The sequence below is a fragment of the Nocardia vermiculata NBRC 100427 genome, from assembly GCF_001613265.1.
Lineage (GTDB): Bacteria > Actinomycetota > Actinomycetes > Mycobacteriales > Mycobacteriaceae > Nocardia > Nocardia vermiculata.
Map to the genome: position 1 here is coordinate 19,284 of NZ_BDCA01000038.1, position 14,953 is coordinate 34,236.

Consider the following 14,953-nt stretch of genomic DNA (forward strand, 5'->3'; position numbering starts at 1 on the left):
TCGATGTCCACCCTTGCCACCGCGCTCGATCCGCTCCGGCACACCGCCGGCTACGCCCGATATCTGCTGCGTAAGAGCGCCCGCGACCGCGAAGACGCGCAGGTGCTGAGCGAGCTGGAATCGCGGACACTGTCGCTGCCGGCCGGACTGCAGCTGGAGTGGCTCGGCACCGCCGGCTACCGGCTGACCTTCCAGGGCGTAGCCCTGCTGATCGACCCGTTTCTGAGCCGGATACCGCTGTCGACGATCGTGCGCCGCCGTACCGCCCTGCCCGATCCCACGGTCCTGGACCGGTATCTCCCCGATCCGGGCAATGTCGCGGGAATCGTGGTGGGACACGGTCATTGGGATCACGCGTTGGACGCGCCGGAAATCGCGCGCCGCGCCGGGTGCTCGGTCTACGGCTCGCGGTCGGTGCGGAATCTGATGGCACTGCACGGGCTCGGCGATCGCAGCGTGGTGGTGGAGCCGTACCAGCGCTACGAATTGGGGCCGTTCACGGTGAACTTCGTGCCGAGTGTGCATTCGAAGATTCCGTTCGGGCTCGCCGTTCCCGCCCCGGGCGACACCTGCTGCGAATCGCTGGCCGGGCTGGCACCGATGGCGTACGGCTGTGGGCAGACCTGGGGGATTCATATCGAGGTGGCGGGGATCGAGATCTATCACCAGGGCAGTGCGGACCTCGTCGACGACGCACTCCGCCGGCACGAGGTGGACATATTTCTGGCCGGGGTGGCAGGACGATCGGTGACGCCGGACTACTGGCGGCGCATCCTGCCGAAGTTGCGGCCGGCGACCGTGGTGCCGATGCACTACGACGATTTTCTGCGGCCGCTCGACGCCCCGCAGGGCTTCACTCTCGATATCGGATTGGCCGCGGTACCCGAGGAGATCGCCACCGTGAGCCGCGATATCGAACTCGCCGCCCTACCGGCGATCCGCCCCGTGTCCTAACGACCGGATCGGCCGATCAGCAGGTGCACCGGAATCGGCTGCCGCTCGAGACGTCGGTGCTCGGTCACCAGCCCGGCGCGCTCGAGCGCGGCCGCTACCTCCGCGGGCGGACGCAGCCGGAATCCGGTGGCGGTGAACGGCATCCGGGCCATGGCTTCGGGATCACCGATGCCGATCACGACCCGGCCTGCCGGGCGCACGACCCGAGCCAGTTCGGCACAGGCCCGGTCCAGGTCCGCCACGAAATAGACCGTATTCACCGTGATCGCCGCATCCAGGCTCGCCTCGGCGAGCGGTAGGTCGGTGAGGCCACCCTCGACCACGCGCAGACCACCGGTACCGATGTCACGGGTGAACCGGGACCTGGCACGCGCGGCCATATCCGGTGAGATCTCCACGCCGTATACGGTGCCGGCGGCACCGACCCGCCGCAGCAGCAACGACAATCCGACACCGCCGCCGAACCCGATATCGGCCACCGCCTGACCCGCCTGGACCCCGGCCGCCTCGACCGCGGCCTCGACCGCGAAACGATTGGTGCGGTTGAGCATCAGGGCCACGCCCTTGCCCAGCAGGCCGTGGGGGTCGCCCAGCTGCGCGGCGACCGTGGACATGGCACGGGTGACGATCGAGTTCACCCTGGGCATGCTACCGATGCCGCGCAGGCGCGCAGGTCCACCGCATTGCCCGGTCGACGACATATTCTGCACGGTGTGGACGACTCCGACCGCACGCAGGACTCCGGGACGTGGAAGCACCCGCACGAACCACACGGCCAAGGTGTGGCTTCGCGATTGAACTGGTTGCGTGCCGGGGTGCTCGGCGCCAACGACGGCATCGTCTCGACTGCCGGTCTGGTGGTGGGTGTCGCCTCGGCGACCGCCGAGACCACACCGATCCTCACCGCCGGCGTGGCGGGGCTGGTGGCGGGGGCGCTGTCGATGGCGGTCGGTGAATACGTCTCGGTCAGCACTCAGCGCGACAGTGAACGGGCCCTGCTGTCACAGGAGAAACGTGAACTGGCCGCCGATCCCGACTACGAACTCGCCGAATTGACCCAGCTCTACCGGAACAAGGGCTTGTCCGACACGACCGCGGCACAGGTCGCCCGCGAACTGACCGACCACGATGCCTTCGCCGCCCATGCCGAGGTCGAGCTGAAACTGGACCCTGATGAGCTGACCAATCCGTGGCAAGCGGCCATCTCCTCGGCAATCGCATTCACCTGCGGTGCACTGCTGCCACTGCTGGCGATTCTGCTACCGCCGGCTACATGGCGAATTCCGGTGACCTTCGCGGCGGTACTGCTGGCTTTGGCCGGGACCGGCTCGCTCAGCGCCCGGCTCGGTGGCAGTAGCAGGCTGCGCGCCGTCCCGCGGGTGGTGATCGGCGGGGCGCTGGCCATGGCGGTGACCTACGCGATCGGGCAGATACCGGGAGTGTCGCAGTAGAAGAGTCCACTAGCGATCAACTGGCCGTAGATTTGAAGTCCAGTTGTCGACATACTGGCCGAATGCTGTTCCGCCGATTGTGTGCGCTCTATGCCGGACTCTGGTTGTACGGGTTCTCGATGGCCGTCATGATCCGGGCCGCGCTCGGACTCGACCCCTGGGATGTCTTCCATCAGGGTGTCGCCGCGCACGTTCCGGTGAGCTTCGGCACCGTCACGGCGGTTACCGGGCTCGCGGTGCTGCTGGCCTGGATTCCGCTGCGGCAACGTCCCGGCCTGGGCACCGTGAGCAACGTGGTCGTGATCGCAGTATCGGTCGACGCGGGTTTGTGGCTACTGCCCGAACTCCACGACCTGCCGGTGCGGATTGCGGCAATGGTCGCGGCCGTCGCGCTCAACGCGGTCGCCACGGTGCTCTACATCGGAGCGGGCATGGGACCGGGCCCGCGCGACGGTCTGATGACCGGGCTGATGGCGCGCACCGGATACCCGGTGTGGGCAATTCGCACCGGTATCGAGGCGACCGTGCTGAGCACCGGCTGGCTGCTGGGCGGCAGCGTGGGCGTGGGCACCTTCGTCTACGCCTTCGGCATCGGCCCGCTGATCCAGCTGCTGATCCCCCTGGTCGACCGCCGGCTCCCGGGATTCCGGCCGGCCCCCACGCCACAGCCGGTCGCAGCCCCCTGACGCCGACGGGACATCAGTTGTCGTTCACGATGATTCCCGCTGCTCGTGCGAACGCAGGGGCCAGATCCATCAGCTGTCCGGTGGTGATGACCGCACCCTTCAACGCACCGATGTCGCCGATCAGGTCCAAGGTCACCGCCTCGCGCAGATCCAGATCCTGCAACGCGGCCCCGTGCAGCGCGACTCCCTCGAGCCGCGACCCGGGAAACGAGATCCGGCGCAGACCGGCCCTGGAGAAGTCGGTATCGCGCAGCACACAGTCGACGAAGCTGACTTCCTGCAGTTTCGCCGCCCGGAAGTTCACCGATTCGAATTTGCAGCCTTCGAACCGCACCCTGCGCAACCGCGCGTCGACGGCCACCACCCCCGACCACGCCGAGTCGACGATTTCGACATCGGTCCACCTGGTTTCGGACGCGTCGAGACCGATCCAGCGCACGCCTCGCATCCACACCTCGGACAGCCGACTCTGCTGCACGCTACCACCGGTGCAGACCACGTTGGTCAACGCGGATTCGGTGAACTCCGACCCGCCCGCCCAGATCTGGTCGACCGCGGTACCGTCGACCAGCACGTGCCGGTATTCCTCGTCCGGCGCGAGGGGTTCGTCCAGCTGGGCGAGAGCGGCGGCATAGGGCAGGTCGGTGAGGTCGCGGGGCATTCCTGCACCCTAGACGCCGTCACCGACACCGACCGGGCCACGGCGTCGCGTGGCTCCGGGCCCGTCCACCGCCGCCGGATCGGATCCGGAAATCATTGCACCGGTTCGAAATCCATCCGGCTGTCCTCGGTGACCGAGTAGACCCCGGATGCCAGTTCGAGCGCGACGACGGTGCGGGCGGTGGCCTCCGCGACATGGATACGCGGCGGATCGGGCAGCGCCGACGCATCGGGATAGTAGGTGCCGGGGCCGTAGAACTGGCCGTAGCGCAGCACCACTCCGCCGATTCCGAGCACCGACTCCTCGAGATACTCCACGGCCGCCTTTCCGTCGCCCGACAGCTGCCAGGCAACACTCTGTGCCACAAAGCGTTTCACGCCCGCGGCCTGTGCGGCCGCGATGAGATTGGCCGTGCCCTCCCGGCGCATGCGCGCGTTGGCGGCCCGTCCGGCGGCCAACTCGGCGGCATCGTCGGGCAGGTCGGTGAGCTGATGCACGACCAGATCGGGAGCACAGCGGCGCACCGCTTGCTCGAGGGCGGCCGCGTCGTAGACGTCACACACGATCGGTTCGGCACCCGACTCCCGCAGCAGCGCCGCTTTTCCGGCCGAGCGGGTCATCCCCGCAACCTCGAATCCGGCCGAGATCAGCAGGGGCGTCAGGCCGGCGCCCAGAACTCCGGTCGCGCCCGCAACAAAGATTCGCACGACGAACCACGATATCGGCATACCGGGCAGCCGCGTGTGGATCTCGCGGTGAACAGCTCTTGCCACAGACATACTCGTAGACGTATATTCGTAGACGAGTAATTCAAAACCCGGTCCGACGAGGTGGTGAACACGGTGGCGAAGAAGCGCAAGGTAGGCAACCTGCTGGCCCTGGGTGTCCTGGCGACACTGATCGAACGCCCCATGCACCGGTACGAGATCGCCGCCCAGATGCGGGAACGCGGTAAGGACCGCGATATGGACGTGAAGTGGGGTTCGCTCTACACCGTCGTGCAGAACCTGGAGAAGCACGGATTCGTGGAGGTCTCCGGTAGCGAGCGCGACGGCGCACGGCCCGAACGCACCATCTACCGGCTCACCGAGGCGGGCCGGGCCGAGGCCGAGGACTGGCTGCGCGAACTGCTCTCGACGCCCGAGCCCGAGCACCACCGCTTCATGGCGGGCCTGTCGATCGTCGCGATGCTGCCACCGGACGAGGTGATCCCCCTACTCGACGAACGCATCCGGCGCCTCGGTGCCGAGATCACCGCACGGCAGCACGCCATCGACGAAGAAGCGAAGACGCTGCCGCGCCTGTTCCTGATCGAGTCCGATTTCCAGGTCGCGATGCTCACAGCCGAAGCCGAATGGGCCGAGAAGCTGCGGGCCGAACTGACCTCGGGCACCTTCCCCGACATCGCCTTCTGGCGGCGATTCCACGCCGAGGACATCCCCCCGGCAGACATCGTGGACATGGTGGAAGGGGGCAGCTTCACTCCGCAGTCCGACAGCTGAACACCGACAGCAAGAACCGGGCCCGCCGCGGTGCTACCAACACCGCGCCGAGCCCGATCCGATTACCTCTCGAACCGTATTCGCGCAGGCGAACCCGGCCCAAGTGTGGCAACTTCAGGATAACGGGGCGCTCGGTGTGGATCGGTTCGGGTTCATCCACACGAGGAGAACTCTCATGTCCGCAGTCACTTCCGCACTCGTCATCGGCGGCGGTATCGCCGGCCCGGTAGCCGCCACCGCCCTGCGGATGGCCGGGATCGAGGCCACGGTATACGAGGCATATCCGGGCCCGGCCTACACCACCGGCAGCGCGCTCGGCTTCGCACCCAACGGCCTGGCCGCACTCGATATCGTCGGCGCCGGCGACGGCGTGCGCGCCGTTGCTCACCCGATGACCCGCACCGTGATGTCACTCGGCAGCAAGGAGATCACGCTCCCGGGCGCCACCGGCCTGGAACCGTTGCACCAGGTGGACCGCAGCGCGCTACACGGGGTGTTGCACGACCACGCGGTGGATACGGGCGTCCGCATCGAGTACTCCAAACGCCTCGTCGGCGTCGAGGAGCACCCCGACTACGTCACCGCCTGCTTCGACGACGGGTCCACCGCCACCGCCGATATCCTCGTCGGCGCCGACGGCATCACCTCACGGGTCCGCCGGCTGATCGATCCGAACGCACCGGGCGCGAACTACACCGGCCTGCTGGGATTCGGCGCCTACACCGAATGCTCCTTCCCGATCGCCCCGAACACGATGGTGTTCGCCTACGGCCGCAATGCCTACTACCTGTACTGGTCGATGCCCGACGGCCGGGTCGGCTGGGGCGCGAACCTCCCGCACGAGCGGTACCTCTCGCTGACGCAGGCACGCGAGACTCCCGCCGAGCAGTGGCTGGCGACCCTGCGCGAGGTGTACGGCGGTGACACCCCGGGCGCGGAACTGGCCCGCAATACTCGACCGCAGGACCTGATCACCACGGGCGGCCTGCACATCATGCCGCCGGTGCCGCACTGGTATCGGGACCGGCTGGTGCTGGTCGGCGATGCGGTGCACGCACCGTCCAACAGCACCGGACAGGGCGCGTCGCTGGCCGTCGAAAGCGCTCTGCAGCTCGCCCGCTGCCTCCGCGATTTCGACTCCCCGGCAACAGCTTTCGCCACCTACGAACGTATCCGCCGACCGCGGGTGGAGAAGGTCGCCGCCCGCGGCGCCAGGATCAACCAGTCCAAGACCGTGGGCCCGGTGCTGCGCCGGCTGCTGCCGGTGATGATGCCGCTGGCGACCAAGTTCTCCAATATGGAGCAGGTCATGACACGTGAACAGAGCTACACGGTGGACTGGGCGGCACCCGTCGACGAAAGCACCGAGCTCGCCTCGTTCTAGCGGTCCATCGCCGGTAGCGCCTGCGCTGGTGCCCCGCGCCCGCCGATCCGGCGGCTCGCGTCACCAGCGCAGGCGCTTCGGCTGCCGATCGATACGCTGATACCACCGTGCTCGACCCTACCGCTCGAACTTACTCCGAAGTAAGGTTCGGGGGGAGGGATGCGACGACGCTCCCCGACGGTAAACAGTGAGGTCTCACCATGGCGTGGAATATCCGCGATATCCCGGCACAGAACGGGCGCACCTTCGTTGTCACCGGAGCGAACGGTGGTATCGGCAAGCACACCACCCGAGCACTGGCAGCCAAGGGTGCCACCGTCATCATGGCCTGCCGCAATACTGCGGCGGCACAGCGAATCGCCGACGACATCGACGGAGACGTCCGGGTGTCCGCGCTCGATCTGTCCGACCTGGCTTCCGTGCGCGAGTTCGCCGCCCGCACCGAGGACATCGATGTCCTGGTCAACAACGCCGGGCTGATGAATCTCCCGTTCTCCCGCACCAAGGACGGGTTCGAAACCCAGTGGGGTGTCAACCATCTCGGCCACTTCGCCTTGACCGGGCTGCTCCTGGATCGCATCGGCGACCGGATCGTCACCCTCGCCAGCATCGCGCACAAGCAGACACCGAAATTGTGGATCGACGACCTCAACTACGAGAACCGTCGCTACCAGCGCAATCTCGCCTACGCGCAGTCCAAATTGTCCAACCTGATGTTCGCCCGCGAACTGCAGCGACGGCTGGCCGCCGCCGGGTCCGCCACACGGTCCTACGCGGTACATCCCGGGGTGGCGGCGACCGATCTGTTCACCCGCACCGAGACACCGCTGGACAAGGTCGCCAAACCCTTCCTCGCGATCGGTACCCACTCCCCACGCAAGGCAGCCGAGTCCAGCCTGTTCGCCGCCACCGCTCCGGATGCCGACCCCGATATCTATTGGGGCCCCACCCTGCTGTTCGGCTCCCGCGGGCCGGTGCGGCCCGCGCCGTCGAGCGCGTTGTCGAAGGACAAGGAGCTGCAGCGTCGACTCTGGACGGAATCCGAACGACTCACGGGTGTGAGCTACCCGCTCTGAACACACCGCACCTTTCCCCGGCTTCCGGCGACGACCGGGCCGGACCTGCGGCATCGATCGTCGCCATCGACTGCGATCGAGCGCACCTCACACTACGGACGGTGTAGTAGACCGGGTACCGTAGTAGGCGTGTCCGCACCACACCGTCGCCCGGCTCTGATCATTCTGGTGATCGTGGCCGCGCTGGTCTGCGTCGGATTGGGCTGGTGGCAGTGGGGACGGTTCGAATCGGCGAGCGGCACCGCGCAGAACCTCGGCTATGCACTGCAGTGGCCGGTCTTCGCCGGATTCGTCATCTTCTCCTACTTCCGGTTCGTCCGGCTCGAGCGAGAGACGGCCGCCGAGGACGAGGAGACACCCGACGCACCGCCCGCGCGTAGCCCCCGCCGCAAGCAAGCACCGCGCGAGATTCCGCCGGGCATCCTGCCCGACCGCCCCGCCGCCACATGCGACGACGATCCGGTCCTGGCCGAATACAACAAATACCTTGCCGAGCTGCACGCCCAGGATGTGCACGAGCAGATGCATGCCGTCGGGCTCGACGGCTCCGACACCGAGAGGAGAGCCGGTTGAGCGCCGAGCGTCCCACCACCACCGAGCCGGCAGCGGCCGAGCCGACAACGCCCCGCGCGGCACGCGACACCGGCCGTATCCGCTCCGCCCTGACCCGCTATCGGGTGCTCGCCTACATCACCGGTGTCTGGCTGCTGTTGCTGTGCGCAGAGATGGTGTACAAGTATCTGCTGCTCGACGACAGCAGCACCGCGCCGCACTGGCTGTTCTACGTCGGCCAGATCCACGGCATCTTCTACATGCTGTACCTGGTGTTCACCATCGATCTGGGTATCAAGACCCGCTGGAAGCCCGCCACCCTGGTGATCACCGCACTGGCCGGCACCATTCCGTTCCTGTCGTTCGTCTGCGAGCACTACCGCACCCAGCAAGTTCGCCAGGACTACCTGACCGCGGCCTGACCGGACGGCCGTCCCCCACACGGCACGGCGGAGTGACTCCGGGTCCGGCCCCTGTTCCTCCTCAGGCCTCCGCCAGCTCGGCCAACGCCGGCAGCAGCGCCCGCAGCGCCCGGCCGCGGTGCGATGCGGCGTCCTTCGCCTCCGGGGTGAGCTGAGCCGACGAGACCGACCCGCCCTCCGGAACGAACAGCGGGTCGTAGCCGAATCCGCCCTCGCCCACCGGTTTCCGCGCGATCACACCGGGCCACTCGCCGACGGTCACCACCTCGTGACCGTCGGCGACCAGTGCGCAGGCCGAGACGAAACGAGCACCGCGGCGCGCATCGGGGACATCGTCCAGTTGCGCCAGAAGTAGGTCGTTGTTCGCGCCGTCGTCGCCGTGCCGCCCGCCCCAGCGCGCGGACAGCACCCCGGGCATACCGTTGAGTGCGTCCACCGCCAAGCCCGAATCGTCTGCCACACAAGCCAACCCGGTCGCCGCGGCACCGTCACGCGCCTTGGCGAGGGCATTCTCCTCGAACGTCGCCCCGGTCTCCGGCGCCTCCGGAAACGGCGGCACCTCATCCAGCCCGACGACCTCCAGACCGGCCACCCCCGCCTCCGCGAGGATGCGACGCAACTCGCCGAGCTTCTTCGCGTTGCGGCTGGCGACCAGGATCCGGCGTGGCATTACTTCTTCTTCTCGGCCGGCTCGGGCAGCTCACCCGGATACGGCAGGGCCAGCGCCTGCTTCTGCACCTCGAACAACTGCTCACAGCCGGCCAGCGCCGAATCCAGCAATTTGTCCAGGGTGGAGCGCGGGAAGGTAGCGCCCTCGCCGGTGCCCTGAATCTCGACCAGGGTGCCGGTATCGGTCGCGACCACGTTCATGTCGACCTCGGCGCGCGAATCCTCCTCGTACGGCAGATCCAGCCGGACCCGACCGTCCACCACGCCCACACTGACCGCGGCGATCATGCACGAGATCGGCTGCGGATCGGCCAGTCGGCCTGCCGCCGCCAGATAGGTGACCGCATCCGCCAGTGCAACGTACGCACCGGTGATCGCCGCGGTACGGGTACCACCGTCGGCCTGCAGCACATCGCAGTCGAGGGCAATGGTGTTCTCACCGATCGCCGCCAGGTCGATGCAGGCCCGCAGGGACCGGCCGATCAGCCGGCTGATCTCCTGAGTCCGGCCGCCGACCTTGCCCTTCACCGACTCGCGCCCGCTACGGGTGTGCGTCGCAGCCGGCAGCATCGCGTATTCGGCTGTGAGCCAACCCAATCCGGAATCACGACGCCACGGGGGAACGCCCTCGGTGACACTCGCGGTGCACATGACCCGGGTCCGCCCGAATTCGACCAGTACCGAACCCGCCGGATGCGTGGTGAATCCCCGGGTGATCCTTACCTCGCGGAGTTCGTCGTCCGCCCTGCCATCGGCTCGTCTAGACACCACGCCAGCCTAGGGGATGCACCTGCGCGTACCGCCGGGACGGTATGCGGTAATCAGATATCGACGACCTCACCTGGTGCTACCGCGTGCACCGGGCCACTGAACTGCGCCTTGGCCTCGGCGATCACATCCTCACGCGAGGTCCACGGCGGAATGTGGGTGAGCAGCAGTTCCCCCACCCCCGCGCGCGCGGCGATCATCCCGGCCTCGGTCCCCGACAGATGGATTCCGGGCGGACGGTTGTCCGGGTCGTGCGTCCACGAAGCCTCGGCCAGGAGCACATCGGCGCCCTCGGCGAGTTCGAACACCGCGGGACACAGGGCCGTATCTCCGGTATAGACCAGAGTGCGGCCGGAAGCGGCCGTGATCCGCAGACCATAGGACTCCGGCGGGTGATACATCCGCCGAGCGAGTACGGTGTGGCCCGGCCCGAAACCGATCTCGCGCCCCTCTTCCCACGGCCGCATATCGATGACATCCGACCAGTCGTCGCATTCGCCACCGATCTCGGCCGACGCGTTCCCGATCCGCAACGGCGCATCCGACGGGCCGTACACCGCGGCCTTCCCGGTCGGTGGATTCGGGTGATAACGCCGCCATACCAGCAGCCCGGGAAGATCCAGGCAGTGATCCGCATGCAGATGGGTCAGGAAGATGTCGACGTCTCCGGGATTCTGGTAACGCTGCAGCGCACCCAGTACACCCGGGCCGAAATCGATCACGATCGGCGTCATGTCCGGACCGGTCAGCAGATAACCCGACGCAGGGGAATCCGGGCCGGACACACTGCCCGAACACCCGAGGACGGTGAGGCGCATTGCACCATGCTGCCACGCGGATTCAGCACTCAACTGAGGATCCCCCAAATCGCCGGCCGAGCTGCGCAGTCACCTCGACTGTGCGAGGTGGCCGGTACTGTCCCCGCGACGATGACGACGTTCATTCGACGAGAGTACCCACCCGGCGAGCAGTCCACCCAACGCGCCGAAAAGATGGCCTTGCCAAGAGATTCCGGGCTGACCGGGAAGAACACCCCACAGAATCGAGCCGTACAACACGGCCACCACCACCCCGACCACGATCTGCCACACCGTGCGGGTGAACAGGCCACGCGAAACCAGATACGTCAACCAGCCGAAGATCAGCACCGACGCACCGATATGCACCGAACCGGAGGCGCCGGTGAGCCACACCCCGACACCGCCGACCAGCCAGATGATCGCGGTCGCGGCCAGGCCCCGGCCGATTCCGCCGAGCAGGGTCAGCAGCCCGAGCACGATGACCGGCAGCGTATTCCCGATCAGATGCGGCCAGCCGCCGTGTAGCACCGGAGCGAAGGCGATGCCCTCCAGCCCCGCCGCGGTACGCGGTCGCACGCCCGCGTTGTCCAGGTCACCACCCATGACCGTATCCACGCCCTCCAAGGCGTACAGCAGGACAACGAAACCCAGTGTCAACGCGATCGCGCGCTGCCACAACAACTTCAGCGCGGCACTACGGCCCGCTGTCGCCGGAGTCGGTGGACTCCCCGCGGGAACCGACGGCGGCACCGCGGATCCCGCCGGGCCCCGCGCCGACTTGTCCAATTGCGCACGCAGCGCCGCAATCCGATCGGGGTCGAAGGATGCGCCCGTCTGCTCGGCCACGGCCATCACCTCCTGGCGGGACTGGACCGCCTCTGCACCACTTCTGCCTCCGAGCGTACCGCCGTCCCCGGGCGCGCCCCGGCGATCAAGCCCAGAGCTGCCCTTCCAGCCGCTCCTCGGCCTCCTCCAACGTTCCGTCGTAGGCGCCGGTCGACAGATACTTCCACCCACCATCGGCGACGACGAAAGCGATATCGGCCCGCTGCCCGGCGCGCAACGCCTTACTGCCCACCCCCAGCGCCGCATGCAGGATGGCGCCGGTCGAGATCCCCGCGAAGATGCCCTCCTCGAGTACCAATTCCCGAGTACGGCGCACCGCATCGTAGGGCCCGACCGAGAACCGCGAGGTCAGCACCGATTCGTCGTAGAGCTCCGGAATGAAGCCCTCATCGATGTTGCGCAGGCCGTACACCAGCTCGCCGTACCGCGGCTCGGCCGCCACGATCTGCACATCCGCCACGTGTTCACGCAGGTACCGGCCGGTCCCCATCAAGGTTCCGGTGGTCCCCAAGCCGGCGACGAAATGGGTGATCTCCGGCAGGTCGGCCAGGATCTCCGGGCCGGTGCCGCGATAGTGCGCCTCCGCATTAGCAGGATTGCCGTACTGGTACAGCATCACCCAGTCCGGATGCTGCGCCGCGATCTCCTTCGCGCGGGCGACCGCCTGATTCGAACCGCCGGCCGCCGGGGAGTCGATGATCTCCGCGCCGAACATCGTCAGCAACTGCCGTCGTTCGACCGAGGTGTTCTCCGGCATCACACACACCAGGCGGTAGCCCTTGAGCTTGGCCGCCATCGCCAGCGAGATACCGGTATTGCCGCTGGTCGGTTCGAGGATGGTGCAGCCGGGACGCAACCGGCCCTCTGCCTCGGCCTGCTCGATCATCCGCAGCGCCGGCCGGTCCTTGACCGAACCGGTCGGGTTGCGATCCTCCAGCTTCGCCCACAACCGCACATGGTCCTCACCGTCCCACCGCGGCGACAGCGTCCGCAGACCCACCAGCGGGGTGTTGCCGAGGGTCTCGATCAGCGATTCGTAACGTGCCACGGCTGACTCAGCGACCGGCGACGCGGTCGACGCTGCCACCCGCGACGGCAGGCAGAATGGTGACCGATCCGTTCGCGGGGACCTCCGCGGCGAGCCCGCCGGAGAAGCGCACATCCTCGTCGTCGACATAGATATTGACGTAGCGATTGAGCTTGCCGTCCGACAGCAGCCGCTGCTCGAGCCCGGGATAGTTCGCCTCCAGATCACCGATCAGCTCGGCGAGGGTGGCACCGGTAGCCTGCACCCGCTTCTCACCACCGGTGAGGGTGCGCATGATGGTCGGAATGGACACGGTTACCGACATGGGTACTCCTGGTTCTTCTCGGATGGTTCGAATCAGTACTCGGGCACGATCTGTACCTGCTCCTCGGTGACCACGCCATCGAGGATCCGGTAACTGCGCAACTCGTGCTCGAGCGGATCACGAGTCGACACCAGCACATAGTGCGCGTTGGGTTCGGAAGCATAGGAGATATCGGTGCGGCTCGGATACGCCTCGGTCGCGGTGTGCGAGTGATAGATCACCACCGGCTCCTCGTCCCGATCGTCCATCTCCCGCCACACCCGCAGCTGCTCGCCGGAATCGAAACGATAGAAGGTGGGCGAACGCTCCGCGTTGATCATCGCCACGAATCGCTCGGGCCGATCCGCACCCTCGGCGCCGGCGATCACGCCGCAGGCCTCATCGGGATGATCGGCACGGGCATGCGCGACCATCGCATCCACGAGATCAGCCCTGATCACCAACACAGTTCGAATCCTCTCGTCGCGGGGCACGCCGATCCACCGGCCCACCGCTCGCGACAACCGCCCACGAAGCCCGGGTATTCCGTATCTTTGGCCTCCGCTTCGCTGCGGCGGGGTTTCGGCCCTCTGGGCCTCGATTTTTCACTCCTCCGGGCGGTCGCTTCGCTCCCTTCCTCCGTCGCTCCACAATCGAGGCGGGCCGAAACCCTTGATAGGAGCATGCTGGGGGAGGTTTGCTCCGGGGGCGCGTCCGACTGTGGGGCGTGCTCCGGGCGTTCGGGGCCTCGGTTATTACGGGGCGAGGGCGTGTAGGAGGGAGTCCTGCATCCAGGTGAGCCAGTGGTATACGTCCAGGTGGGGGGCTCGGGGGTCGCTGGGATCGAGTTGGTCGGGGGTGTCGGCGTCGATCCCGAGGGCGGTGCCCAGCGCCAGGCGCACGTCGTTGAGTGCGTTGAGCCAGGCGTCGGCCTGTTCGGGGGTGAGCACGATCTTGCCGCCGCGTTCGGGGAGGGTGTCCAGCACCACCGCTCCGGCCGCGACCTTCGCATCGATGATGTCGGGCTCGTGCAGGCTGCGCAGCGCACTGTTCAAGTCGGCGCGATCGGCATCGGGGGAATTGGGTTCCTTGCGGTGGAACTCCGGTAGCAGCCGGGCCAGCCGCGGATCGTCGGGCGGGGCGCTGTTACCGGTGCGAAGTCCGGTCAACGCCGCGAGATCGTCCTCGGGGGTGGATCGGGCTCGGTCGGTGAGAAGTCCGGTGACCGCGCCGACCAGCGAACGCAGCACGTCCGCTTCCCTGTGGTCCATCTCCGACCGCAGCTTGAGCCCGCTCAGCGAGTTCTTCCTGCTCCACTTGCGCACTGAGCTACCGTAGCCGCCGCTCTCACTCGTCACGCTGCATGGTCGCCCAGAGTCCGGCGGCGTGCAGACGCTGAACGTCGTGCTCCATCCTGTCCCGGGACCCCGACGACACCACCGCCTTGCCCTCGTTGTGCACCTGCAACATCAATTCGGTTGCCCTGGCTTTGCTGTAGCCGAACAGCTTTTGGAAGATGTAGGTGACGTAATGCATCAGGTTCACCGGGTCGTCCCACACCACGGTCACCCACGGCCGGTCCTCGGCCTCCAGAATCTCGGTGGATTCGACCGCCTCGGGCGTGGCCTGCGGAGCCGACATTCCGCCCGCCATCGCGAGCACGCCCTCGGCTACGCCTGTTCGCGCCGGATCCCACGGGTCCACCATGTCCGCCGCGATCCGGTTCGCACCGGCCGGACCGGCGGCGATCCGGACAGCGTCGTTCATGCACAGACCCATAACTCTCAGAGTACGACGCCACGGTGGTAAGACAACACCCGGACCGAGGGCGATTCGACCTGCGACAACGCG

Annotated in this window: 20 protein-coding genes; 8 read left to right on the top strand and 12 right to left on the bottom strand. The window is 67.3% G+C overall.

The annotated features are described in order from the left end of the window. Window positions 1-3 precede the first annotated feature (3 nt). Window positions 4-954, top strand: coding sequence for an MBL fold metallo-hydrolase (locus NV2_RS27480; protein WP_084475583.1), 951 nt, complete (start codon window positions 4-6; stop codon window positions 952-954). Here NV2_RS27480 and NV2_RS27485 read toward each other — a convergent pair. After that, on the bottom strand, window positions 951-1,601 hold the full coding sequence (locus tag NV2_RS27485; protein WP_067880734.1) for a class I SAM-dependent methyltransferase: 651 nt from the start codon (window positions 1,599-1,601) through the stop codon (window positions 951-953). The two genes, NV2_RS27480 and NV2_RS27485, sit on opposite strands and share 4 nt — an antisense overlap. A 66-nt stretch (window positions 1,602-1,667) precedes the next feature. Here NV2_RS27485 and NV2_RS27490 point away from each other — a divergent pair, with 66 nt between their 5' ends. Then, window positions 1,668-2,405: a VIT1/CCC1 transporter family protein gene (locus NV2_RS27490; RefSeq protein ID WP_067880737.1), complete on the top strand. Its 738-nt coding sequence runs from the start codon at window positions 1,668-1,670 to the stop codon at window positions 2,403-2,405. A 62-nt stretch (window positions 2,406-2,467) separates the two neighbouring features. Further along, window positions 2,468-3,091, top strand: a complete 624-nt coding sequence (gene yczE, locus NV2_RS27495; RefSeq protein ID WP_067880740.1) for a membrane protein YczE — start codon at window positions 2,468-2,470, stop codon at window positions 3,089-3,091. A gap of 13 nt (window positions 3,092-3,104) precedes the next feature. Here yczE and NV2_RS27500 read toward each other — a convergent pair whose 3' ends face one another. Both NV2_RS27500 and NV2_RS27505 read right to left on the bottom strand, forming a co-directional pair. Then, a complete protein-coding gene (locus NV2_RS27500; RefSeq protein WP_067880743.1) occupies window positions 3,105-3,752 on the bottom strand; it encodes a pentapeptide repeat-containing protein in 648 nt (215 codons plus the stop codon). Window positions 3,753-3,844: 92 nt separating this feature from the next. Then, complete coding sequence (locus NV2_RS27505; RefSeq protein WP_067880828.1) at window positions 3,845-4,459, bottom strand: SDR family oxidoreductase; 615 nt, start codon at window positions 4,457-4,459, stop codon at window positions 3,845-3,847. 135 nt (window positions 4,460-4,594) lie between these two features. On the opposite strand from NV2_RS27505, the gene NV2_RS27510 reads away from it, so the two are divergent. From NV2_RS27510 to NV2_RS27530, 5 genes are all read left to right on the top strand, one after another. After that, window positions 4,595-5,254, top strand: coding sequence for a PadR family transcriptional regulator (locus NV2_RS27510; RefSeq protein ID WP_067880831.1), 660 nt, complete (start codon window positions 4,595-4,597; stop codon window positions 5,252-5,254). 175 nt (window positions 5,255-5,429) lie between these two features. Next, window positions 5,430-6,638, top strand: coding sequence for an FAD-dependent oxidoreductase (locus tag NV2_RS27515; RefSeq protein WP_067880746.1), 1,209 nt, complete (start codon window positions 5,430-5,432; stop codon window positions 6,636-6,638). A gap of 200 nt (window positions 6,639-6,838) precedes the next feature. Further along, window positions 6,839-7,714: an oxidoreductase gene (locus NV2_RS27520; protein WP_067880749.1), complete on the top strand. Its 876-nt coding sequence runs from the start codon at window positions 6,839-6,841 to the stop codon at window positions 7,712-7,714. 129 nt (window positions 7,715-7,843) lie between these two features. Continuing rightward, entirely contained in the window at window positions 7,844-8,287 is a 444-nt protein-coding gene (locus NV2_RS27525) for a transcriptional regulator (protein WP_067880752.1), read from the top strand. Continuing rightward, window positions 8,284-8,688, top strand: a complete 405-nt coding sequence (locus NV2_RS27530) for a DUF3817 domain-containing protein (protein ID WP_067880755.1) — start codon at window positions 8,284-8,286, stop codon at window positions 8,686-8,688. Before NV2_RS27525 ends, NV2_RS27530 begins: the two co-directional genes overlap by 4 nt. Window positions 8,689-8,749: 61 nt before the next feature. On the opposite strand, the gene NV2_RS27535 is transcribed toward NV2_RS27530, so the two are convergent. The 9 genes from NV2_RS27535 to clpS all read right to left on the bottom strand — a co-directional run bounded on the left by NV2_RS27535 (window position 8,750) and on the right by clpS (window position 14,743). Beyond that, entirely contained in the window at window positions 8,750-9,358 is a 609-nt protein-coding gene (locus tag NV2_RS27535; protein WP_067880758.1) for a non-canonical purine NTP pyrophosphatase, read from the bottom strand. Then, complete coding sequence (gene rph / locus NV2_RS27540) at window positions 9,358-10,125, bottom strand: ribonuclease PH (RefSeq protein WP_067880834.1); 768 nt, start codon at window positions 10,123-10,125, stop codon at window positions 9,358-9,360. The genes NV2_RS27535 and rph overlap by 1 nt, the downstream gene beginning before the upstream one ends. 53 nt (window positions 10,126-10,178) lie before the next feature. Beyond that, window positions 10,179-10,943, bottom strand: a complete 765-nt coding sequence (locus tag NV2_RS27545; RefSeq protein ID WP_067880761.1) for a cyclic nucleotide-degrading phosphodiesterase — start codon at window positions 10,941-10,943, stop codon at window positions 10,179-10,181. Between the two features lie 69 nt (window positions 10,944-11,012). Beyond that, window positions 11,013-11,612, bottom strand: coding sequence for a rhomboid family intramembrane serine protease (locus NV2_RS27550; protein ID WP_067880837.1), 600 nt, complete (start codon window positions 11,610-11,612; stop codon window positions 11,013-11,015). 244 nt (window positions 11,613-11,856) lie between these two features. Beyond that, entirely contained in the window at window positions 11,857-12,819 is a 963-nt protein-coding gene (locus NV2_RS27555; RefSeq protein WP_067880840.1) for a PLP-dependent cysteine synthase family protein, read from the bottom strand. Window positions 12,820-12,826: 7 nt separating this feature from the next. After that, a complete protein-coding gene (locus NV2_RS27560) occupies window positions 12,827-13,123 on the bottom strand; it encodes a MoaD/ThiS family protein (protein WP_067880764.1) in 297 nt (98 codons plus the stop codon). A gap of 32 nt (window positions 13,124-13,155) precedes the next feature. Next, entirely contained in the window at window positions 13,156-13,569 is a 414-nt protein-coding gene (locus NV2_RS27565; protein ID WP_067880767.1) for a M67 family metallopeptidase, read from the bottom strand. 288 nt (window positions 13,570-13,857) lie between these two features. Then, the gene (aosR, locus tag NV2_RS27570; RefSeq protein WP_067880771.1) at window positions 13,858-14,427 is read right to left on the bottom strand and encodes an oxidative stress transcriptional regulator AosR; all 570 of its coding nucleotides are present in this window, start codon (window positions 14,425-14,427) and stop codon (window positions 13,858-13,860) included. Between the two features lie 22 nt (window positions 14,428-14,449). Further along, on the bottom strand, window positions 14,450-14,743 hold the full coding sequence (clpS, locus tag NV2_RS27575; RefSeq protein WP_245662805.1) for an ATP-dependent Clp protease adapter ClpS: 294 nt from the start codon (window positions 14,741-14,743) through the stop codon (window positions 14,450-14,452). Window positions 14,744-14,953 lie beyond the last annotated feature (210 nt).